Origin of the sequence: Cryptosporangium sp. NPDC048952 (assembly GCF_043197895.1) — a bacterium.
Lineage (GTDB): Bacteria > Actinomycetota > Actinomycetes > Mycobacteriales > Cryptosporangiaceae > Cryptosporangium.
Genome location: NZ_JBICTY010000001.1, coordinates 83,921 through 104,173, shown reverse-complemented (window position 1 = coordinate 104,173; position 20,253 = coordinate 83,921). Strand labels below are relative to the sequence as shown.

Below are 20,253 nucleotides of genomic sequence, written 5' to 3'. Positions count from 1 at the left end.
ATGCCCGGAAAGTGAGCCTTCTATTCTACTGGTCGGGCGGAAACATACTCGTGCAGCGTTCCGCGCCCGGCCCTGGACGCAGCCTTGGCCGTGGAGCCGGCCTGCGTCGTGGCCGCCGGCGGCTCGGGCTCGGGAACGGCGGCGCACGTCGCGTCGACGATCCCCGGGCCGTCCGGTCGCGCACCGGTCGCCAGGTAATCGGCCAGGTACTTGTCCAGGCAGGCGTTACCGCCCAGCGTGACGCCGTGGTTGCCACCCTCGACCTCGACGACCAACCGCGAGTTCTTGATCTTGTGCCGCACGACCTCCGCACCCGGGTACGGCGTCGCCGCATCCTCGGTCGCCTGGAAGATCAGCACCGAGTCGACCTTGGAGTTCGAGACGTCGATCGGTTGCAGGCTCTTGGTCGGCCAGAACGCGCACGGAGCGTTGTACCAGGCGTTGTTCCACGCGAAGAACGGCGCCTCCTTGTGCACGCGCCACGTGTCGCGAACCCACGTCGACCAGTCCCTGGGCCACTTCGCGTCACGGCACTGCACGGCGGTGTAGATGCTGTAGCCGTTCTCGCCGCTCGCATCGATCGCGCCGAACGCCTCGTAGACGTCGACCAGCGCCGCCTCGTCCTTGTTGTTGACGTACGCCGCGAACGCGTCGGCCAGGAACGGCCAGTAGCCGTTGTAATAGGCCCCGGGCCCGAAGGTGTCCTCGAACTCCGCCGGCCCGACGACCCCGCCCGCGGGCTTGGTCTTCAACGCCGCCCGCGCCGCGTACCACTTCTCCAGCACGACGTCCTCCGACGTACCGAGGTGGTAGTTCGCGTCGTGCTTGGCCACCCACACCGCGAACGCCTCGTGCCGGGCGTTGAACGCGTAGTCCTGGGCGATGTTGTCCTCGTACCAGACCCCATCGGGATCGACGACACTGTCCAGCACCATCCGGCGGACGTTCTTCGGGAACAGCTTCGCGTAGACCGCACCGAGGTACGTGCCGTACGAGTACCCGAAGTAGTTGATCGTCTTCGCGCCGAGGCCGAGGCGGATCTGGTCCATGTCCTTGACGGCGCTGATCGTGTTGATGTACTTCAGCAGGCTGCCGTACTTGGCCCCGCAGGCCGCGGCGAAGCTCTTCGCCCGCTTGAGGTTGGCCTCCATGATGGCCGGCGTCGTCGGCACCGAGTCGGGCCGCACGGGCTTGAAGTACCCCGGCTTGCAGTTGAGCGCCGGCTCGCTCTTGCCGACCCCGCGCGGGTCGAAGCCGATGACGTCGTACTGCGCGGCGACGGCCGGGTCGAGGCTCTTGGCGACGAAGCCGGCGAGCGTGAGGCCGGAGCCGCCGGGGCCGCCGGGGTTGACCAACAACGCACCCTGCGACGTGGCCGCGGTGTGCGGAACGCGGGAGACCGCGAGAGTGATTTTCTGACCGCTCGGGTTGGCGTAATCGAGCGGGACGGAGATCTTGCCGCACTGGAGAGTCGGGTAGGTCTCGGTTCCGCACTTGGTCCAGGTGATGGGCGCGGGCGCGGCGGATGCGGCGGGTGCTGCTTGTGGCGCTGCGACGGCCGGTGACACCAGCGCCGGCGAGATCAGCCCGGCTAAGGCGATCCCGGCGACAGCCAGTGCTGAGCGTCGTCCCATAAATGCCTCCGTGCTCAGCGGGGTCCTGCTGACCGCACTGATCCTGGCGGAGCCACAGCAGCTTCACAGCCAGTAATTCAATAAACGCCCGGATGACCGTTTACCAGGTTTATTCTGCGCGGTTTCGCATACCCGGGATCAGTCCTCGTTTTCGATGTCGTATTCGTCGTCGACCAACGCGGACCAGTCGTAATGCAGTCGCCACAGATGTGCCGGCATGACGTGCAACGCGACTTCGACGGCACGGTCGTCCGCGTCACGCGCGACGTGCGTGATGTGGATGACCGGTTGGCCGTCCTCGAGGTCCAGCGCGCGAGCCTCCGCGTCCGACGCGACGCGCACCGTGACGTCCTCGTCGAACCGCGCCGGGCCGTGCCCCCGCTCGGCGAGGCGGGCGTAGACGGCGCCGCTCCCGGCGTCGGACTCGAGCAGTTCGGTGCCCTCGGGTTCGAGCAGCCCGGCGTCCTCGGCGATGTCCCAGGGAAGGTAGGCATCGGCGAGCCGGGTCGGCTCGTCGTCGGCGAACAGCCGACGGTGGCGGACGACGACCGGGTCACCCTCGTCGATGCCGAGCGCGGCCGCGACCTCGGTCGTCGCCTCGACCTTGCTGACCTCGGTGCACTCGGCCCGGGGTGACAGGCCGAGCGCCCGGCCCTCGAGTTCGGCGGCGCGCGGGTGCGCGTAGCGGTAGCGGGCGTCGCGGGTGATGCGCGGTGTGGTGCGGACGTACGTGCCGGCGCCGCGGCGGACGCGGACGAGGCCGGAGATGCGCAGCAGGCTGATCGCCTTGTTGATCGTGACGCGGGAAACGCCCAGCTCAGCGGCTAGTTCGGGCTCGCTGGGAAGGGGGTCGTCGGGCTCGTAGAAGCCGGCGTCGATGCGCTCACGGAGAAGATCGGCGATCTGACGGTACTGAGATTTCGGCGCGAACACCTGCTCGGCCATCGGCGCCCCCTTACCGGCATCTATGGGACATATACCCCGGCAAGCAAGACGTCATACGTCCGCGGCGCCGTCAGCCCTCCCCCGTTGACATCGAGGACTGGCAGCGCCGCGGACTGATCGAATCCTTTCGGCGCCCGGGTTCGCCGTTCTCCCCGAAACGTGCCACCTAGGTTGGGTATGTGGACGTGATCGGGGTGGGAGCGCTCAATCTCGACCACGTGGTGCGCGGTTCGTCGGTCGGGTTGCCGGTGGCACGCGGCACTTCGGGCCGCGTTTCAGCGTCCGTCGTGCAGCCCTTCGTCGAGGTGCCGCCGGTCCTCGGCGGTTCGGCCTTCAACACCATTTCGACGTTGACCGCGACCGGGTTGGGTCTCGGGTACGTCGGGGTGGTCGGTGCGAACGCCGCACACGTGTCACGCCTGGCCGCGCTGGGCGTCGATCACCGCTTCGTCTTCCGCGCCGATGGAATGACCGGCACGTGCGTATCCGTCGTCGAGGGTCCGGACCGGACCCTGTTGATCCATCCCGGCGCGAACGAGGCAATGGCGGACTACATCGATCGCGCCGTGGATTACCTGGCGTCCGCACGAATAGTGCACGTCACGTCATTCCTGGACGCTTTGACGCCAGTCAGAATGGCGCCCGTGATACGTGCCGTGCGAGCGCGAGGCGCCCTCATCAGCCTCGACCCGGGCCACGAATGGGCAACCTCCCCCTCCCCGGCGGTCCTCGACCTGGTCAGCCAGGCCGACTACCTCTTCCTCAACCCCACCGAGTTCGAAGCCCTGGGCCCCGGCCCGAGAACGACGGTAGTGAAGAGCCGCGAGGGCGCCACCGAAATCCACAACGGCACCGCCCGCTTCACGCCCCACGAGCCCCTCGCCCCGGAGCAGATCACCAACCCGACCGGCGCCGGAGACACCTTCGCCGCCGGCTACCTGTCAGCCCTGGCGTCCGACCACCCGTCGAACGCCGCCGCCGAGGGCCTCGCCCTCGCTCGCCGAAAACTCCGCGGGCATCCGCTGAACGAGAACGGGCCGGTTCCTCACGGAACCGACCCGGGAAAACCTGGCGGTGGCGGTGGGATTTGAACCCACGGAGGAGTTGCCCCCTCACACGCTTTCGAGGCGTGCTCCTTCGGCCGCTCGGACACGCCACCGCCGAAGACGATACCGGATCCGGCCCGACGGTCCGAATCGCATACCCGTGCGCTCAGCGGTGGGTGGCGAAGAACGAGTCGAGCAAGGCGGCGCACGGCTCCTCGAGCACCCCGCCCAGCACCTCCGGGCGGTGGTTGAGGCGGCGGTCGCGGACGACGTCCCAGAGCGAGCCCGCCGCACCGGCCTTGGGGTCCCAGGCACCGAAGACCACGCGGTCGACCCGTGCCAGCACCAGAGCCCCCGCGCACATCGTGCACGGCTCCAGCGTCACGACGAGCGTGCAGCCGGACAGCCGCCAGGTGCCGAGCGCCTCGGCGGCACGCCGCAGCGCCAGCACCTCCGCGTGGGCGGTGGGGTCACCCGACCCCTCACGCTCGTTGCACGCCCGTGAGAGCTCCGCTCCCGACGCGTCGAGCACCAACGCACCCACCGGCACGTCCCCGGTGACCAACGCGCCTTCCGCGACCCCCAGCACCTTCCGCATGGCAGCCACGTCCCCGGCCCGCGCCGGCGGCGGACCCGGCGCGGTCACTCGCCCCGCAACTGCGTCAGCGCGTCCGCGCTGCCGATCTTCCGCGAGATCTCCAGCATCACGTCCGACGGCAGCATCCCCTCGTGCGCGCACAGCGCCAGCAAATCACGGGCGGACACCCCGAGGTCGGCAAGCAAATCCGCCTCACCGGCGGGCTGACCGATCAGCTCAGGTTCGTCCGAATCATCGTCCGAGGACACATCGATCTCGTCGAGCTCCTCGAGCAGCACGGCGCCGACCCGCGACTCGTCGGCGAACGAGGCGTCGGACGCGAAGATCCGCATCTCGTCCCCGTTGTCCAACCTGAACACGACCAGGTACTCGTCGTCGGCTTCGACGAACATCAGGGCGAGCTCAGCATCCGGCTCGACCTCGCGCAACAGGTCAGCGGCATCGTCCGTGTCTTCGATTTCGTCCAGATCCAACTCGGTGGCGATCCACCCCTGGCGTGGACGGACCAGGGCGGCAGCAAAATACGACACATCCACAGCATCGGTCCCGGCGTCTGCGGACGCCAGCCCATCCCGGCACGTAAGAACCGGTCAGGTGGCGATTCTCACGCCATTCGACGACGATTGGTGATGAAGTCGCGCTGTCGCTCGTGGCGCGCCCTCCGCGGGGCCACGCGGTTGCGGAGTGCCCGCGCCTCCGCGAGTTCGGCGAGTAGCTGGATGCGTCGACGTCGCCGCTCGGGGTCGAGTCGCTCGATGTCCTGGCCGCCGCTCATAGCCCAGACCATGCCCAAAATTCTGGCCTTCATGCAACATCCGCGGGTACATCGTCCCGTTACGTCCGACGCGAATCCTGGCCCCACCCCTCGCGGACGCCCTGAACGCGAGGTAGACCGTGTACGTAGTCCACACCGAGCCCTCCGACCGGTGAAAGACAAACGCACGAGGTGACCACATGACAGCAACCGCAGACATCGGCGTTACGGGCCTGGCGGTGATGGGCCGAAACCTCGCCCGCAACCTCGCCCGACACGGCCACACGGTCGCCATCCACAACCGATCCCCCGAGAAGACGCACGCCCTGGTCAACGACCACGGCTACGAGGGCACGTTCGTGGCGAGCGAGTCGATGGCGGACTTCGTCTCCTCGCTGAAGCGACCGCGTGCGGTCATCGTCATGGTCAAGGCCGGCCAGGCGACCGACGACGTGATCGACGAACTGATCCCGCTGCTGGAGGAAGGCGACATCGTCGTCGACTGCGGCAACGCCCACTTCGCCGACACCCGCCGTCGCGAGGAGGCGCTGAAGGCGCACGGTCTGCACTTCTCCGGCACCGGCGTCTCCGGTGGCGAGGAAGGCGCGCTCAAGGGCCCGAGCATCATGCCCGGCGGCTCGGAGCACTCGTACGAGAAGCTCGGCCCGATCTTCGAGTCGATCGCGGCCAACGTCGACGGGGTGCCCTGTTGCATCCACGTCGGGCCGGACGGCGCCGGGCACTTCGTCAAGATGGTGCACAACGGCATCGAGTACGCCGACATGCAGCTGATCGCGGAGGCCTACGACCTGCTGCGTTCCGGCCTGGACGCCACGCCCGGCCAGATCGCCGACATCTTCCGCGAGTGGAACAAGGGCAGCCTCGAGTCGTTCCTGATCGAGATCACCGCCGACGTGCTCGCCCACGTCGACGGGCGCACCGGTCGGCCGTTCGTGGACGTCGTCCTCGACCAGGCCGAGCAGAAGGGCACCGGCCGCTGGACCGTGCAGAGCGCGCTCGACCTCGGTGTGCCGATCACGGGCATCGCGGAAGCGACGTTCGCGCGGTCGCTGTCGGGCCACGCCGAGCAGCGGGAAGCCGCTCGCGAGGTGTTTCCGACCACCAACGAACTCGCGTGGGCCGCGGACGACCGCGAGGGCTTCATCGAGGACGTCCGGAAGGCGCTGTACGCGTCGAAGGTGGTCGCGTACGCGCAGGGCTTCGACCAGATCAAGGCCGGTAGCGACGAGTACGGCTGGGACGTCGACCGCGGTGCGATCGCGTCGATCTGGCGGGGCGGTTGCATCATCCGGGCGCGCTTCCTGGACCGCATCCGGGAGGCGTTCGACGAGAACAAGGAGCTGCCGACGCTGCTGGCCTCGCCGTACTTCGTCAAGGCCGTTTCGGACGGCGTCGACAGCTGGCGTCGGGTGGTCTCCGACTCGGCGAAGGCGGGCGTTCCGACGCCGGCGTTCTCCTCGTCGCTGGCCTACTTCGACGGGCTGCGTCGCCGGCGTCTCCCGGCAGCGCTCATCCAGGGCCTGCGCGACAACTTCGGTGCCCACACGTACCGCCGCGTCGACACCGACGGCTCGTTCCACACCCTCTGGGGCTCCGACAAGCACGAAGTCGAGTCCTAGTGCACGGCCCGCCGAGGGCGAGCCCTCGGCGGGCTCCGGGTCGGAACGAAAGGCCTAGATGAACACCTGATCCAGGTTGAAGGTTTCCCAGGCCAGGATCAGCATCGTGACGCTCAGCGCGGCGCCGGTCACCGCGGCGACCCCCACACCCATGCCGCGGTCCCCACGGGTGAGCAGCACCGCGCTCGCCGACCCGGCCAGCAGCACGGCGGCCAGGAACAAGCCGATGAGCGAGGTCGTGCTCCACGAGACCAGCCCGACGAGCACGAAATACACCAGCGAGACACACACCCCGATCAGCACGCCCCACCACCGCACCGCGCCGCTCTCCCGGAACCGCGGACGGCGGGGTACGGGGGGCGGCGCGGCCTGCGGTACGTACCCGGGCGGCTGCCGTTGCGGTGCCGGATCCCAGGCGCCCGCGGCATCCCAGGATTGCTGCGCGCTCGTCATGACACCGAGCCTACGACGGTCACAGTCTGGTCAAGAGTGGACACGTTAGGCATTCTGTAGGCATGGGCGAGGTATTACCGCTGCCGCACCGGGGTGACGTGTTTCTCGACCCCCGCGGCGAAGGAAGATCGCTCCGCGTCAGTGGTCACCGCGGCGCGGCGACCGTCGTGCTGAGCATCTGGCGTCAAGGCGAGTGCCGCGCGACCTTCCGGCTGGCCGGTAGCGAGGTCGACGAGTTCATCCGGGCCTTGCTGAACGCTGCTCCGCCGTCGGCTCCGGGCACCGACCTTCCCGCGGTCGCCGGCGAGGCTCTCGCCCCGTCGGTACTGCAGGTGCAGATCAGCGGCAACGTCGTGGTCGAGCTCACCAACAATGCGTCGGTCGACGTCGATCAAGACGTCGTTCAGGTGGCCGTCACGGCATCGGAGACCACGAACCCCACGAAGGTCCTGGTGCCGCCGGACGAGGAGGTCATCGAGGGCGCCGCCACTACGGGCGACGTTCTCGCGAAACTCGCGGCGCTGCCCGAGGAGGGCTCAGCTGACGCCTCGGAGCGCCCAGCGCCCGGCGGCGACGACCCGCCCGGCCCCCGGCCCGGGCCCGACGCGACCGACTGACCCCGCGGTCCGTGCCTCGGCCTCGAGATCTCCCTGGCGTAGCGCGGCACGCAGCAGCGACCGCTGCCGCTCGACCGCCCGGTGGGTGTCCCGGCACAGCTCGCGGTACGACGCGATCGCGTCCGCCGGTACGCCGAGCGCTGCCCGGACCGCGGTGAGCAGCGGTGTGGCGTCGGTTTCGTAGGCGGTGAGCAGGACGTCGGTCGCGGCCTCGGCGTCGCCCGACGCCTGGGCCGCCCGCCAGGCGGACCGGTCCAGCAGCATGGCCTTGGCGGCGGCTTCCTGCACCGCACCGACCGCGCGGAGGGCGGCCTCGATACCGGGCGCCTGGCCCGGCGGCAGCGAGACGACGAACGGCACCGGGCAGCGCCGACCGCGCACCAGCACACCGCCCTCGGCGGCGTCGATCATCGCGAGGAACAGCGCGAACGGCCGGTCGATGGCCACCAGGCGTCCCATCAGGACACCCGCGAGGCGATCACCGGCGCGCAGCGTCGTGATGCTCAGCTCGGGGTCCTCGTCGAGGAGCGGAGCCGGGTCGAGCAGAACCTTGGTGCCGGGCCCGGCGGCCGTGGCGAGCGTCAGGGCGGTGTGCCAGTCGGGCCGGGCGCGGCGCACCGGGTGCGGGTCGGCCTGCGCGTAGTCGACGACGACGGCGAGCTCGGCCGGGAGCTGGCGGCGCAGGCCGGTGAGGACGTCCGCGAGCTGGTGGAGGCGACGCCGCGCCTCGGTTTGACCGGGGTAGGGCGCGGTGTCGTGCAGCCGGAGCACCAGGCGCCGCGCGCGGACGTCCAGCGCCACCTGCGCGGCCCGGTGCAGCGCCTGAAGGGCGCGTGCGGACAGGTCGGGATCGGGATGGCAGAGCGGGAAGGGACGTCCCGATCGGGCGGAGACGTCGGGGAGCACCGCGCCGATCCGCACCTCTGCGTCCGCGGCGTGGGCCACCAGCTCGTCGGGGTTCTCGATCCGGTCCGTCGGGAGCTCGAGGCCCACCTCCGGCGTGATCGAGGTCAGGCGGTGGACGAGGGCGGTGTCGGCGACCGCGTCGTGCCCGGTGAAACGGTCCGCTGAGCGCCGGAGCAGCGTCGAGGAGATCTCCAGCCGCATGCTGCAGAGGGTTCCGACCGCGTCGGCGTCGACGCCCCACAACAGCCGTTCAGGTTCCCCGGCGGCCGGCGTCGTCGGCTCGGGAGGTGGAGGCGGGGGTGCTGTCGGCCGCCCGTTCCGACGGCCCTTTGTTCGCTTCATCCCATTCCTCCCGGCTTTTCCGGCCTTGACCCTCGCTGATTACGACGGATCACCGCAAGTTGGCGTGGCCAATGGAGAGGACGTGTCGTGATTTGCTGTCCGGTGTGGGAATCGAAAGGGTGGCCGTGCTCGGCCTGGGGCTGATCGGTGGCTCGTTGCTGCTGCGGTCGGTAGGCGCGCAGGTCACGGCGGTGACGGTCGGGTACGACGCGGACCCGGGGACGCGTGGGAAGGCGGCGGAACGGCTAGGCCGGCCCGTTGTCGCGCCGGATCTCGCGTCAGCTGTCGACGGGGCGGATCTCGTGGTGCTGGCGGTGCCGTTGCCCGCCGTGCCGGTGGTTCTGGGCGCTCTGCGCGACGCCGGTTACCGGGGTCTGCTCACGGACGTCACATCGGTGAAGGAGCCGGTTCGGGCGCTCGTGGCCGCGGAACTGCCGGGTGCCCGCTGGGTCGGTGGGCACCCGATGGCCGGCAAGGAGGAGTCCGGATTCGCCGTCGCCGACGCCGAGCTACTCGTCGGCTGCGCCTGGGCGCTGTGCCTGGACGACGAGACCGCGCTTCCCGACTGGCTGGACGTGGCGCGCTGGGCACTCGCGGTGGGCGGACAGGTGGCGCCGCTGACGTCGATCGAGCACGACGCGGCGGTCGCCCGGATCAGTCACCTGCCGCACCTCGTCGCGGCGGCGCTGACCGAGGGCGCGGCCGCGGAACCGGTCGGCGCGGCCGCGCTGGGGTTGGGCGCCGGGTCGTTCCGCGACGCCACCCGGGTCGCGGCGACCCGGGCCGCGCTCACCGCGGCCATGTGCGGCGGCAACGCGGCGGCCCTGACGGCCGAACTGGACGCGCTGCTCGTGCGGCTGACGGCGGCCAGGGAGCTGCTCACCGGCGCCGACCCGATCGGCGCGCTGACCGAGTGGCTGGAGGAGCCCCGGGCGATCAGGGCCCAGTGGCCACCGCACGGGGTAAAAGCCGAACTCCCCCTGACCCGCGACGCCCTACTCGCCCTGGGCCGCTCCGGCGGCCGCCTGACCGCCCTGGGCCCCACCTCCGCGGAGGCCTCAAGCCCTGAACCGGTCAGGGCCCCTGAGCCCTGAACCGTTCGGGGGCCCATGACCCTCCAAAGCGTTCATCCCTCGGCCCGCCGCGGCCTCACGCCTCGGCGAACACCGGGAACGGTCCCGTGGGCTCGAGTCCGAGGCAGGCTCCCCGCACAGCTGCCGCGACCGCGCCGGCGTCCGCCTCGACGTCGGCATAGAACGACGCGTCAGCGAGCTGTTCCGCGTCCAGATGGCGACGGAGGCGCTCGATCGGGTCGAGTGCACGCCAGTGTTCGAGCTCACCGGCCTCCCGGTACCGACGCGGATCGTCGGACGTGGTGTGCGGCCCCATGCGATACGTGAACGACTCGATCAGACTCGGGCCCTCGCCGGCCCGCGCCCGGTCCACCGCCCACCGCGTGACCGCCAGCACCGCCAGGACGTCGTTGCCGTCGACCCGGACGCCAGGGAACCCGAACCCCTCGGCCCGGCGGTAGAGCGGCATCGGCGACTGCGTCGCGACCGGCGCGGAGATCGCGTACTGGTTGTTCTGCAGGCAGAACACCACCGGCGCATCCGTCGCCGACGCCCAGTTGAAAGCCTCGTTGGCGTCGCCCTGGCTGGTGGAACCGTCACCGAAGTACACCCCGACGACCTCGGAAGCGTCGTCCCGCTGGACGCCCATCGCGTACCCGACCGCGTGCAGCAACTGCGCGGCCAGCACGATCGTGTAGGTGTTCAGCCGACGCTCGGCGATGTTCCACCCACCGTGCGACGCCCCGCGGAACAGCGAGAGCAGCTCGGCCGGCTGCACACCGCGGGCCAGCGCCACGCCGTGCTCCCGGTACGACGGAAACAGCATGTCGGACGCCGCGAAGGCCCGGACGGACGCGACCTGCGCCGCCTCCTGGCCCAGGCTCGGCGCCCAGAGCCCGAGCTCACCCTGACGCTGCAGCGCGGTGGCCTCGGCGTCCACCCGCCGGGTGACCACCATCTCCCGGTACATGCTCCGCAACTCGTCGTGCGTGACGTCGAGCGGGAATCGGTCGTCGTCCCGGCGTACACCGTCCGGGGTCAAAAGCTGGATCACGAGAAGCTCCGCAAAGGTCCGAGCGGTACGTCGTCCCAGGTCTGGCCGGCGGCGAACCGTACCACCCGGCGATCGGTGACCACCGCGGTGACCAGGTCGAAGGGCGTGATGTCGAACGCGGGGTTGGCAGCGGCCACCCCGAACCCGGACACTTCGGCTCCCCCGCGGTCCTCGATCTCGACATCGGCCCCGGACGCCGTCGCGACGTCCACCGTGGACTCCGGCGCGACGACGATGAACGGGATCCCGGCCCGGGCCGCCCCGAGCGCGTGCGCGTACGACCCGATCTTGTTGACGACGTCACCGTTGGCGCAGATCCGGTCGGCGCCGATGATCACCGCGTCGACCTCTCCCCGCGCCATCAGGTAAGCCCCGGCGCCATCTACCGCGAGTCTGAACGGAACCCCGGCGCGGGCGAGCTCCCACGTCGTGAGCCGCGCCCCCTGCAGCAGCGGACGCGTCTCACTGGCCACCACCCCACCCAGCAACCCGGCCCGGTGCAGCGCGAACACCACCCCCAGCGCGGTGCCACCGGTCACCGTCGCCAGGCCACCGGTGTTGCAGTGGGTCAGCATCGTCGGCTGTGGGCCGCACAGCTCCCCCACCGCGTCGATGCCGTACAGCGCCATCGAGTCGCTGCTCGCGATCTCCTCGTCGCGGATCGCGAGCGCTTCGGCGAGCACCGCGTCGGGCCCGTCCGGCACGACCGCCGCGACGCGGTCGACCGCCCGGGCGAGGTTCACCGCTGTCGGCCGGGCGTTGCGCAGTGCCCGGATGGCGTCGGTCGGCTCGGGCAGCGTCCGCACGGCGAGGGCCACACCGAGCCCACCGGCGACGCCGATCGCCGGCGCTCCACGCACCGCGAGGCGCTGGATCGCGTCGACGACGCCCTCGACCGTCTCCAGGCGGAGCAGACGCTCGACGTCGGGCAGCGCGGTCTGGTCGATGAGTTCGACGGCACCCTCGACCCAGTCGACGGTGCGCTGGTCGAGGGACAACTCAGGAGGAACGTCGCCGGTCGGCGGCGTGGATCGAAGCGGTTCGGTGCTGCTCACACACCGAGCCTGCCATGTCCACGCCGCCCGACCGGCTCCGCCGGTCGCCAGGACCGTCCGGGGGCGCGTGTGGACGATCCGGGCGACGTTCGAGGGGTCTTGCTCAGACCCGTTCTTCGCTTCCGGTCAGTGCCCGCTCGAGCACCGTCCGGGTAGTGCAGGGCCACGGCACGCGTCCGCTCGGTGTCTCCGGGCAGCCGGTGCAGTAGAAGCGACCGCCGGGGTCGCCGGGGACCTGGCCGCCGTCGTGCAGGGCCAGTACGGCCTCCACCGCTCGCAGCAGGTCGTAGAGGTCCAGTGGCGCGTGCGCCAGGAGCGCGACGTCGTCAGCCGTGCGAATTCGTTCGCGGATGTCTCGCAGTGTTACCCAGACGTTCGTGTGGTGGCCCCGACTCACCGGGCGCACCGGAACTGCGGCGCGCACCGAAGACGCGAGGGCCCAGCCGACGTTCGCGGCGGCGCGCCCACCGGTGGCAATCCACTGGATGCAAGCTCGGGCGTCAGACTTGTTTCGCGTCCACACGAGAGGATCCTCCGACTCCGGAGCGATCTGGGGCCCGAAACGCGGCCGCCCGCACTTGGCCTAGACATCGGTCGCGCCCGCCTTCGACATCAGGTCCACCCCTCCAGTGCGTTGCAAGTTGCAATCCGAGAGTGAACGTTCAACGACGAGTACACAAACCGTCACGGACTGATGTTGATACCCGGGGGTATGAGCAAACCGGCCCGGTATTCGTCAACTCTGAAGATGTGACAGCGAACCATCGGGAACGAAGAGCCAGCAGGAGCCACAGCGGTACCAGAGGGCTACCGCCGATCAGCCCAAGGGTCCGAGAAGATGGCCCGACAGGCGGAGCCGGCTACTCCGGGAACCGTCCGATAGGGCTCCGACCTGCGATCACACTCCGAAGTATCAGGGGGCTAGCCCTACCATTGTGGCCTTGCGCACAGTTTCGGCGCCGCTATCATCAGCCTCATCCGGGTGTTTGAGAAGTGTCCACTGCGCAGGGCAGGAGCACGTCGATGGCCCGTGAGTCGTCCGAGCACAACCCCGCTCCCCGGGTGTGCGCCCACTGTGGGGGGCGACTTCGCCGTGACAACACCAACACACTGTGTGACCCGTGCCAGCGGAGTGCGCACACCGTAGAACTACTCGCTCCCGTGCTCCCGCTCGATTTCTGGGCCGAGCCGGAGATGCGTTCGGCGCTCGCCGATCACGACCTGGGTAAGGTCTCGCAGCTCTATCGCGCACGCACGCCGATCCGCCGCCAACACATGGTCGCCGAACTCGTCGGCTTTTCGCAGGCCCACATCTCGCGTATCGAACGCGGTCTCTGCGAAATACGACTCGACACCGTGTTGCGATTCGTCCAGGGCCTGCGAATTCCGCCTCACCTGGTAGACCCCATCGGCGCTCCATACCTCGACGGATCAACGGCGCCCGAATTGCCAACTACCGTCCCTACTCATGCAGGGCATGAAGTAGGAGACAACATGCGACGTAGAAGTGTGCTGAAAGGACTGACCGGCGCGGCCGCGCTGGTGGGTTTCTCGCTCGCGGGTGACGAAGACGAAGAAGCCCTCGCGAGTGACGACTTCGGCCGCGTCGGCGAAGCGCACGCCGCGCAGTTGGAAGATGCTCCGAAACATCTGTACAACCTCGACTACCGCTATGGCGGCGACACTCTCTGTGACCAAGCCGCCGCCCAGCTCCGCCGTGCGAACAAGCTCCTGAACCGCGGCCAGTACAGCGAGACGGTCGGTCAGCGCCTCCAGGTCGCCACCGGCGAGCTCGGCATCTGCGCCGGCTGGCTCGCGTTCGACGCCGGCCGTCAGGACCAGGCCCGCTACTGCTACACCGAAGCGCTGGCCGCCGCCCGGATGGCGAACGACGCGAACCTCGAAGTGCACGCGCTCGCCAACATGAGCATGCAGGCGGTTGCGCTCGACCGGCCGCGCGAAGGCCTGCACATGGCCCAGGCGGCGCAGCGGGTCGCCGAGAAGATCTCGACGCCGACGATGGACTCACTGCTCGCGATGCGCGAGGCCAGGGCCTGGGCGAAGCTCAACGACGGCCCGGCCGCCCGAAAAGCGATGATGCGGGCTCACGATGCTTTCCAGCGGCGCAGCGCCGACGAGGAGAAGCCGGTCTGGATCGCGTTCTTCGACGAGGTCGAGTTGGCCGGCAACGAGGGCATGTGCGAGCTCGACACCGGCCGGGCCAACAAGGCCGCGTCGTTCCTCGAACTGGCCCGCGGGAAGCAGCGCGAGGGCATGGTCCGCAACAAGTCTCTGTATACCGTTCGCCTCGCCTTCGCTACGCTCGCTCGGAGGGACGTGACGCGCGCCATCGAGATCGGTGAGGAGGCGCTGGGCATGGTCGTGAACGAAGTGACCAGTACCCGCACCCTCAACGAGCTCCGGGCGTTCCGCCGTCAGCTGGCTCAGGTCAGCACATCCACCGCTGCTCGCAGCTTCATGGCGAGATTCGATTCGACGGTCGTCGCGTGACGTCGGCCGCCGGTGACGGCGGCCGATGTCGAACCTCCTCCGGTTCCACCACGGAGGGCAATGGATTTCCCACGATAAGTGGTAACTCCACGTCCGCTCGTCCGGACGGGGGTTCACCGTCCGGCCAGCAGAGAGGCCGACGATGACCCCGAACGGACTTGATCTTCAGGCCTATGACACCGCGGGTGCTCAGGCGATCCAGGACGACCTGTTCGCGCTGTACGCCCAGATCTACGCCGACCAGCTGAGCGATCCGTTCTACTCGGTGGAAAGGTTCGCCGAGCGGTTCGCGGGCCACTCCGGTCGCACCGGCTTCGAGCTGGTGGCCGGCCGGATCGACGGCGCGCTGATCGGCTATGCCTACGGCGGTCCGCTCCCACCGCGGACGCAGTGGTGGAATGGCCTGCGCGAGGCGGTACCCGCCGAGCAGACCGAAGAGGACGGCAGACGAACCTTCGCTCTGAACGAGATCATGGTGACGCGGGACTGGCGACGTCGGGGGATCGCCAGGACGCTCCACGACGCACTGCTCGCTGATCGTCCGGAGCACCGCGCGACGCTTCTCGTCGACCCGGGGAACACCCCGGCGCGTACCGCCTACCTGTCCTGGGGCTGGCAGCTGTTCGGGCACCTGCAGCCGTTCCCGGACGCGCCGGTGTACGACGCTCTGGTCGTCGATCTTCCGCTGAGTCACGTCGCTGCTGGGTGAAAATCCCATAAATCAGGACGCAATTCCCAACTGACCGTCACTTGACGAGCCGGCTCTCGTTGACCAGAGCGTGTTGACCCCGCGCTCCCATTGTTCCCGGATCCCAGGGCCCCGACCCGAGCGTCCGGAGTCGCGCCCTGCACCCACGGAGCACATCCTCGCGGTGCAGCGCTCTGGTCGACAGGAGCGGCACCGGGCCCACGCCCTCTACTGCGCCCGTCCGCGCCCGGCCGAACAGACCTCGGGCCGCGGCACGGCCCGCGCTCGCTAAGCGGCGGCCTGGCGCAGGAGCTTCGACGCGACCGGCAGCTGACTACCCGCCACTCGGGACAGCACGTCCCAGAGCCTCGGCACGGCGTCCTGGTGACACCCCCGCGCCGCCATGAGCGTCGTCAGCCATTCGCGGCCTTCGATCAGCACCGTGACGTCGTCGGTGAGTAGTGCGGCCGCCAACGCGTGCAGGGCGTGGTCGACGGCGTAGTCGGCCTCCGCGTCCAGACCGACCAGACAGTCGGCGCCGACCTCCTCGAGCGCGGCCATCCAGTCCTTGAGGACCCGAGCGGCCAGTTCGCGGTTGCGCAGCAGCAGTTCGGCCTGCTCGTCCGCGCCGGCGTGGGCGAGCGCGGGAACCGGCTCGACGACCGGGCGGAGGTCCGCCAGCACGACCGCGGCCTCGCGCGGTGACGCCGCCCAGCCACTGGCGCCGAGCGCGAGCGCCCGCGACGGCCCGACGCCGAACGCGCGGCCACCGGCCAGCGTCGGTATACCGGCCTCGGAGGCGGCCTCGATGATCCGCCGGGCCGCCGGCATCGCGGCGGGCATCGAACAGCTCACCGCGACGACGTCCGGGTCGAGGCGGTGCAGGTATCCGGCCAGGTGATGGGCCGGAGTCGAGGCACCGAGGTAGGTGGTGCGCCAGCCCAGATGACGCAGCGACTCGGCCACGATGCGAGCGGCGAGCGCGTGCCACTCCCGCTCCGCGCAGGCCACCACCGCGTACCCGAGCGGCTGCTCGGGCTCCGGGATCCAGGCGCCGACAGTGCCCACCACGGCCTCGCTGACCGCGGTGGCGGCGTGCTCCTGAGCGACGGTGTACTCGCCGCTCTGCCAGCGTTCGCCGACGATCTGCTGGGCCGGCGTGACCAGGTCGAGCAGCAGGTCCAGCGGGTCGACCCCGTCGTTGAGCAGGTCGCTGACCAGCTCGACCGCCAGCCGGCGGTCGGCCGCGTCGAGAGCCTTGGTGTAGTTCTCCCTCGCCTCGCCGCTGACCACCGTCATTGAATTCTTTTCGACCGACTTCTGCGGGGGTCCGCTCGCCCTCGGGGCTCGTCGAGGTTGAAAAGAGTTCAAAGCCGCACTCCTCCGAACGCCAGCACGGCGACGTCGTCGGTGGGGGCCAGGCCGGCGCCGCCGTACTCCGCGACCGCGATGTCCACCGCCTCGGCGAGCGCGTGCGGCCCACTACCGGCGTACCCGGCGGCGAGCTGCGAGAGGCGTCCGAGCCCGAAGCGTCCCTCGGAGCCGATCGCGTCCGGCACACCGTCGGTGAACAGCAGCATCATGTCGCCCGGAGCCAACTCCTGGCGGACCTCCGTGTATCGCGCCGTCGGCAGCGCGCCGCAGAGCAGCCCCTTGATCGGCACCTCTTCCACGACGCCCGACTTGCGGACGACGAGCGGCCGCGGGTGCCCGGCCGAGGCGAGCAGCACCGAGATGCTCCCGTCCGGTGCGGTGGTGACCCGGGCGCTGATCGCGGTGAGGAACCGACTGGCCGGCTGAGCCCGGTCCGCACCGGCGAACAACGCGGCGTTCAGCACCCGCAGCAGTTCGGCGGGCCGACGGTCGAAGAACGCGGCACCGCGCACCGTGTGGCGCGCCTGGCCGGTGAGGATCGCGGCCTCGGCACCCTTGCCCGCGACGTCACCCAGCAACACGGACCAGTCGCCCGGCTCACCGAAGACGTCGAAGAAGTCGCCACCGATCTCGGCGGTGTGCATCGCGGCACGCATGCGCGCCCCGATCGCGAGATCAGGCGTTTCGGGCAGCTCCGGGGCGCGGAGGCTGGCCGCCAGCACCTCGGCCACGCGGGCCTGCTCGGCGTAGACCCCTGCGGTGTCCAACGCGATGGCGATGCGGCCGGTGATTTCGACAGCGGTCGCGACGTCCTCGGGCTCGAACCCGCGGCCGGCCCGGCGGGCCAGCGTGAGCGTGCCGAACGTCGTGCCCCGGGCGGTGAGCGGCAGCACCAGCAGGTCGGCGGGGCGGAGCCCGAGCAGACCGTTGCGCAGTTCACCCTCGGGCACCGTCGCGGCGACGATCTCGGGCACGTACCCGTCGGCCAGCACGTGCATCAGCTCGTACCGGCCGGTCGTGAGAATTCGTCCGTGGCCGGAGAGTTCGCCGGCCTGCGGACGCGCACCCTCCTCGGTCACGAAGCGGTCGGGTTCGTCCGCGCGCACGGCGGTGTAACGCACGCCGGTGCGGGTCGGCATCATGACTTGGGCCCAGTCGGCCACGGCCGGGACCGTCACGTGCAGGGCACGGCGGAGCGTCCGGTCGGGGTTGAGGGAGCCGGCGAGCTGCTTGCTCGCGTCGGCAAGATATGCGGCGCGCTCACGCGCCGTAGCTAGCAAGGTGGAGTCGTCCAGCTCGCCCAGCGGAGGCTGGGCTATGTATCGCACTGGCTGCTCGAACATCGGCAAAACCGCATTTCAGGTTGGAACCCTGCGTAGGCGGGCTCCCTCGACTGTACCGACCAGATGTCGGTTGACCGACCTCTTGACGGTTGGGTTCCCGCAGCGGTGGAACAATTCTGGTGGCGGCGAGGTGTTGGAGGGCGGAGTGGTCGAGGACGCGGTCTGGCGGTTGGACGTCTCGGTCGACGACGGTACGGCCTGGTTGCGTCCACAGGGCGACCTCGACATGGAGACCTCCCCGTCTCTCGTCCGGGCCGCTCAGCGCGAGTTCTCCAGGGGTGCGCGGCGGATCGTCGTCGATCTGTCGCAGGTCACGTTCGTGGATTCGTCCGGCATCGGTGCGCTGGTCACGCTGTGGCGGACGGTCGGCACGTCGCCGGGAGGGTTCGCGATCGCGGCGCCGTCCCGTGCGGCTCAGTCGGTGCTGGCGACGACGGGCATCGACGGTCTGCTCGACCGTGCCGATTCGCTCGCGGCGCCCCAGAGCCAGGTCTGAGCGTCCCAGAAGTCAGGTAGTTCCGCCGCGTAGGCCTCCGGGTGACGCTCGGCAGCGACCTGAGCGAGCCGTTCTTCTCCGTACTCGACCATGTACCTGACGTTATGGTTCGACGAGGTCGGCAGCGTTACATACCGTAACCAGCAATGTTTCGGATCACAGCGACCCGGAGCGGCCCCGACGGCGGCGGTGACGCACCAGAATTAGAGCGACCGCAGCTTCGTAGGAAAGGATGGGACCGGATGCCCGACTCGCCGCGAGCGGGGCTCCACCTGAGCTGGTACGCGCACCCGGTCGGCTCCGGTCGCCCAGTGGTCGTCACCGGGGCGTTCGACGTGCTCCACGTCGGCCACCTGCGCTTTCTCCAGGCTGCCCGCGCGACGGGCGACCAGCTGCTGGTCGGCGTCGAGGCCGACAACCGGGTCTCCGCGTGGAAAGGGCCGGGCCGCCCGGTCAACACCGGCGTCGAGCGGGCCGAGCTGCTCGCCGCGCTTCGCACTGTCGACGGTGTGTTCCTCGTCCAGGGTGAGCCCGACGTGAAGGACCCCGAGGCCTACGTCGAGCTGCTGCGTCCGCTGGACCCGGCCGTACTCGCGTTCACCCAGGGTGATCCGTTCGCACTGGAGAAGCACCGGTCGGCCCGTCTGCTCGACGCGGCCGCGATCGAGGTGCCGCTGGTGCCGGAGCGGTCGACGAGCGCGGTGCTCAACGGACAGCGAGCAGTGCCCTCGATCGGCTGACCCGCACCAGCGTCACCGTCGCCGAGATCGCCACCGCGATCGTGGACGCCACGGTCAGTGCCACGACGAGCATCGCCGGCACGCTCGTTCCCATCGCCCGGGCGCCCGAGGCGTCGTTGGCCTGCGCCAGCCAGATCGACGTCCCCACGGTGAGCAGGAGCGACAGCCAGCCCAGCCCGCCGACGCCGAGGGCCAGCCGACGGATCCAGCTGGCCGAAGCGCGGCCGAACAGCGGAATCAGGATCGCTGCGGCGATCGCTGCTCCGTAACTGCTCAGGTCGAGCAGACCGGCCACCGTGACGGATTCGTCGGACGCGACACCCTCGCCCACGCCGGCGAACCGCCACAGCGCGTCCCAGGTCAGCGTGAGCGTCGGATAGGCCAGCGCGATCAGCAGCGCCGACCGCCGTCCCTGGCAGGCGTCGAGTTCCGCCTGGTAGAGCGGCGCGAGTTCAGCCGGGTCGCCGAACTCGTCCGCGGCCCTCCTGGCCGCTTCGGCCGCCGGTACGCCGGCCTCCTCGTAGGCCTCGGCCGCGTCCCGCAGACCGTCCTCCACTTCCCTCAACAGCTCTTTCCGGACGCCGGAGGGGCCGTGCAGGCGGGCTCGCAGATCGTCCACCAGGCCAGTCATGCTTCCCCCGCCAGAGTCGCGCTCAACGCCCGGCTGAAGTCGCGCCAGTCGGTGCGTTCGGCGGACAGCGCGTGCCGGCCTGACCCGGTCAGCTGGTAGGTGCGCCGCTTACGGCCACCGACGGTGCTCCAACTGCCCGACAGGTAACCGGCGCGCTCGAGTGCGCGCAGCGCCGGGTACACGGTGCCGGTGGGCAGGTCGAACCGTCCGCCGGAACGTTGCCGGAGCGCCTCGATCACCGCGTAGCCGTGCAGCGGCCCGGGCTCGAGAACAGCCAGCAACATGGCGTCGAGATGGCCCCGCACACTGTCCTTCACAGGTAGACATCCTACTTATCCGGGGCAACCCTGAGG

At 70.0% G+C, this 20,253-nt stretch carries 22 protein-coding genes and 1 tRNA gene; 8 read left to right on the top strand and 15 right to left on the bottom strand.

Features of this window, described 5'->3' with window-relative positions:
• Nucleotides 1-20 precede the first annotated feature (20 nt).
• Both ACGFY5_RS00505 and ACGFY5_RS00500 read right to left on the bottom strand, forming a co-directional pair.
• Entirely contained in the window at nt 21-1,634 is a 1,614-nt protein-coding gene (locus tag ACGFY5_RS00505; protein WP_392715763.1) for an alpha/beta hydrolase, read from the bottom strand.
• A 138-nt stretch (nt 1,635-1,772) separates the two neighbouring features.
• Complete coding sequence (locus tag ACGFY5_RS00500; protein WP_392715761.1) at nt 1,773-2,579, bottom strand: GntR family transcriptional regulator; 807 nt, start codon at nt 2,577-2,579, stop codon at nt 1,773-1,775.
• Between the two features lie 179 nt (nt 2,580-2,758).
• Here ACGFY5_RS00500 and ACGFY5_RS00495 point away from each other — a divergent pair, with 179 nt between their 5' ends.
• A complete protein-coding gene (locus ACGFY5_RS00495; RefSeq protein ID WP_392715759.1) occupies nt 2,759-3,670 on the top strand; it encodes a carbohydrate kinase family protein in 912 nt (303 codons plus the stop codon).
• Here the strand turns inward: ACGFY5_RS00495 and ACGFY5_RS00490 are convergent.
• The 4 genes from ACGFY5_RS00490 to ACGFY5_RS00475 all read right to left on the bottom strand — a co-directional run bounded on the left by ACGFY5_RS00490 (nt 3,649) and on the right by ACGFY5_RS00475 (nt 5,010).
• Nucleotides 3,649-3,738, bottom strand: a tRNA-Ser gene (locus ACGFY5_RS00490). The genes ACGFY5_RS00495 and ACGFY5_RS00490 overlap by 22 nt on opposite strands.
• Before the next feature lie 53 nt (nt 3,739-3,791).
• A complete protein-coding gene (locus ACGFY5_RS00485) occupies nt 3,792-4,223 on the bottom strand; it encodes a nucleoside deaminase (RefSeq protein WP_392715757.1) in 432 nt (143 codons plus the stop codon).
• 44 nt (nt 4,224-4,267) lie between these two features.
• Nucleotides 4,268-4,753, bottom strand: a complete 486-nt coding sequence (locus ACGFY5_RS00480; protein WP_392715755.1) for a tRNA adenosine deaminase-associated protein — start codon at nt 4,751-4,753, stop codon at nt 4,268-4,270.
• A gap of 74 nt (nt 4,754-4,827) precedes the next feature.
• Nucleotides 4,828-5,010, bottom strand: coding sequence for a hypothetical protein (locus ACGFY5_RS00475; protein WP_392715753.1), 183 nt, complete (start codon nt 5,008-5,010; stop codon nt 4,828-4,830).
• Nucleotides 5,011-5,177: 167 nt separating this feature from the next.
• Between ACGFY5_RS00475 and gndA the strand changes: the two genes are divergently transcribed.
• On the top strand, nt 5,178-6,617 hold the full coding sequence (gene gndA / locus ACGFY5_RS00470) for an NADP-dependent phosphogluconate dehydrogenase (protein ID WP_392715751.1): 1,440 nt from the start codon (nt 5,178-5,180) through the stop codon (nt 6,615-6,617).
• Nucleotides 6,618-6,671: 54 nt separating this feature from the next.
• On the opposite strand, the gene ACGFY5_RS00465 is transcribed toward gndA, so the two are convergent.
• Nucleotides 6,672-7,070: a hypothetical protein gene (locus tag ACGFY5_RS00465; protein ID WP_392715749.1), complete on the bottom strand. Its 399-nt coding sequence runs from the start codon at nt 7,068-7,070 to the stop codon at nt 6,672-6,674.
• 62 nt (nt 7,071-7,132) lie between these two features.
• On the opposite strand from ACGFY5_RS00465, the gene ACGFY5_RS00460 reads away from it, so the two are divergent.
• Nucleotides 7,133-7,687, top strand: coding sequence for a hypothetical protein (locus ACGFY5_RS00460; RefSeq protein ID WP_392715747.1), 555 nt, complete (start codon nt 7,133-7,135; stop codon nt 7,685-7,687).
• On the opposite strand, the gene ACGFY5_RS00455 is transcribed toward ACGFY5_RS00460, so the two are convergent.
• Nucleotides 7,607-8,794, bottom strand: coding sequence for a hypothetical protein (locus ACGFY5_RS00455; RefSeq protein WP_392715745.1), 1,188 nt, complete (start codon nt 8,792-8,794; stop codon nt 7,607-7,609). The genes ACGFY5_RS00460 and ACGFY5_RS00455 overlap by 81 nt on opposite strands.
• A gap of 245 nt (nt 8,795-9,039) precedes the next feature.
• Here ACGFY5_RS00455 and ACGFY5_RS00450 point away from each other — a divergent pair, with 245 nt between their 5' ends.
• Complete coding sequence (locus ACGFY5_RS00450) at nt 9,040-10,029, top strand: prephenate dehydrogenase (RefSeq protein WP_392715743.1); 990 nt, start codon at nt 9,040-9,042, stop codon at nt 10,027-10,029.
• Between the two features lie 55 nt (nt 10,030-10,084).
• Here the strand turns inward: ACGFY5_RS00450 and ACGFY5_RS00445 are convergent, their stop codons facing one another.
• The 3 genes from ACGFY5_RS00445 to ACGFY5_RS00435 form a co-directional block, all read right to left on the bottom strand.
• Nucleotides 10,085-11,062, bottom strand: coding sequence for a thiamine pyrophosphate-dependent enzyme (locus ACGFY5_RS00445; RefSeq protein ID WP_392715741.1), 978 nt, complete (start codon nt 11,060-11,062; stop codon nt 10,085-10,087).
• Nucleotides 11,059-12,060 (bottom strand): S-methyl-5-thioribose-1-phosphate isomerase, encoded by a 1,002-nt coding sequence (gene mtnA / locus ACGFY5_RS00440; protein WP_392718583.1) that lies wholly within the window; start codon nt 12,058-12,060, stop codon nt 11,059-11,061. The genes ACGFY5_RS00445 and mtnA overlap by 4 nt, the downstream gene beginning before the upstream one ends.
• Nucleotides 12,061-12,220: 160 nt before the next feature.
• Nucleotides 12,221-12,640 (bottom strand): hypothetical protein, encoded by a 420-nt coding sequence (locus ACGFY5_RS00435; RefSeq protein ID WP_392715739.1) that lies wholly within the window; start codon nt 12,638-12,640, stop codon nt 12,221-12,223.
• A 671-nt stretch (nt 12,641-13,311) separates the two neighbouring features.
• Here ACGFY5_RS00435 and ACGFY5_RS00430 point away from each other — a divergent pair.
• On the top strand, nt 13,312-14,628 hold the full coding sequence (locus ACGFY5_RS00430) for a helix-turn-helix domain-containing protein (protein WP_392715737.1): 1,317 nt from the start codon (nt 13,312-13,314) through the stop codon (nt 14,626-14,628).
• A 142-nt stretch (nt 14,629-14,770) separates the two neighbouring features.
• Nucleotides 14,771-15,337, top strand: a complete 567-nt coding sequence (locus ACGFY5_RS00425) for a GNAT family N-acetyltransferase (protein ID WP_392715735.1) — start codon at nt 14,771-14,773, stop codon at nt 15,335-15,337.
• A 267-nt stretch (nt 15,338-15,604) separates the two neighbouring features.
• Here the strand turns inward: ACGFY5_RS00425 and ACGFY5_RS00420 are convergent, their stop codons facing one another.
• Nucleotides 15,605-16,615 (bottom strand): B12-binding domain-containing protein, encoded by a 1,011-nt coding sequence (locus ACGFY5_RS00420; protein ID WP_392715733.1) that lies wholly within the window; start codon nt 16,613-16,615, stop codon nt 15,605-15,607.
• A 68-nt stretch (nt 16,616-16,683) separates the two neighbouring features.
• Nucleotides 16,684-18,033 carry a PP2C family protein-serine/threonine phosphatase gene (locus ACGFY5_RS00415; protein WP_392715731.1) on the bottom strand — a complete coding sequence of 450 codons (1,350 nt, stop codon included), beginning with the start codon at nt 18,031-18,033 and terminating at the stop codon, nt 16,684-16,686.
• Between the two features lie 70 nt (nt 18,034-18,103).
• Between ACGFY5_RS00415 and ACGFY5_RS00410 the strand changes: the two genes are divergently transcribed.
• Nucleotides 18,104-18,529: an STAS domain-containing protein gene (locus ACGFY5_RS00410; protein WP_392715729.1), complete on the top strand. Its 426-nt coding sequence runs from the start codon at nt 18,104-18,106 to the stop codon at nt 18,527-18,529.
• Between the two features lie 242 nt (nt 18,530-18,771).
• Nucleotides 18,772-19,269: an adenylyltransferase/cytidyltransferase family protein gene (locus tag ACGFY5_RS00405; protein ID WP_392715727.1), complete on the top strand. Its 498-nt coding sequence runs from the start codon at nt 18,772-18,774 to the stop codon at nt 19,267-19,269.
• On the opposite strand, the gene ACGFY5_RS00400 is transcribed toward ACGFY5_RS00405, so the two are convergent.
• Nucleotides 19,235-19,900, bottom strand: a complete 666-nt coding sequence (locus ACGFY5_RS00400; RefSeq protein WP_392715725.1) for a permease prefix domain 1-containing protein — start codon at nt 19,898-19,900, stop codon at nt 19,235-19,237. The two genes, ACGFY5_RS00405 and ACGFY5_RS00400, sit on opposite strands and share 35 nt — an antisense overlap.
• On the bottom strand, nt 19,897-20,184 hold the full coding sequence (locus ACGFY5_RS00395) for a PadR family transcriptional regulator (RefSeq protein WP_392718581.1): 288 nt from the start codon (nt 20,182-20,184) through the stop codon (nt 19,897-19,899). The genes ACGFY5_RS00400 and ACGFY5_RS00395 overlap by 4 nt, the downstream gene beginning before the upstream one ends.
• Between the last annotated feature and the right edge of the window lie 69 nt (nt 20,185-20,253).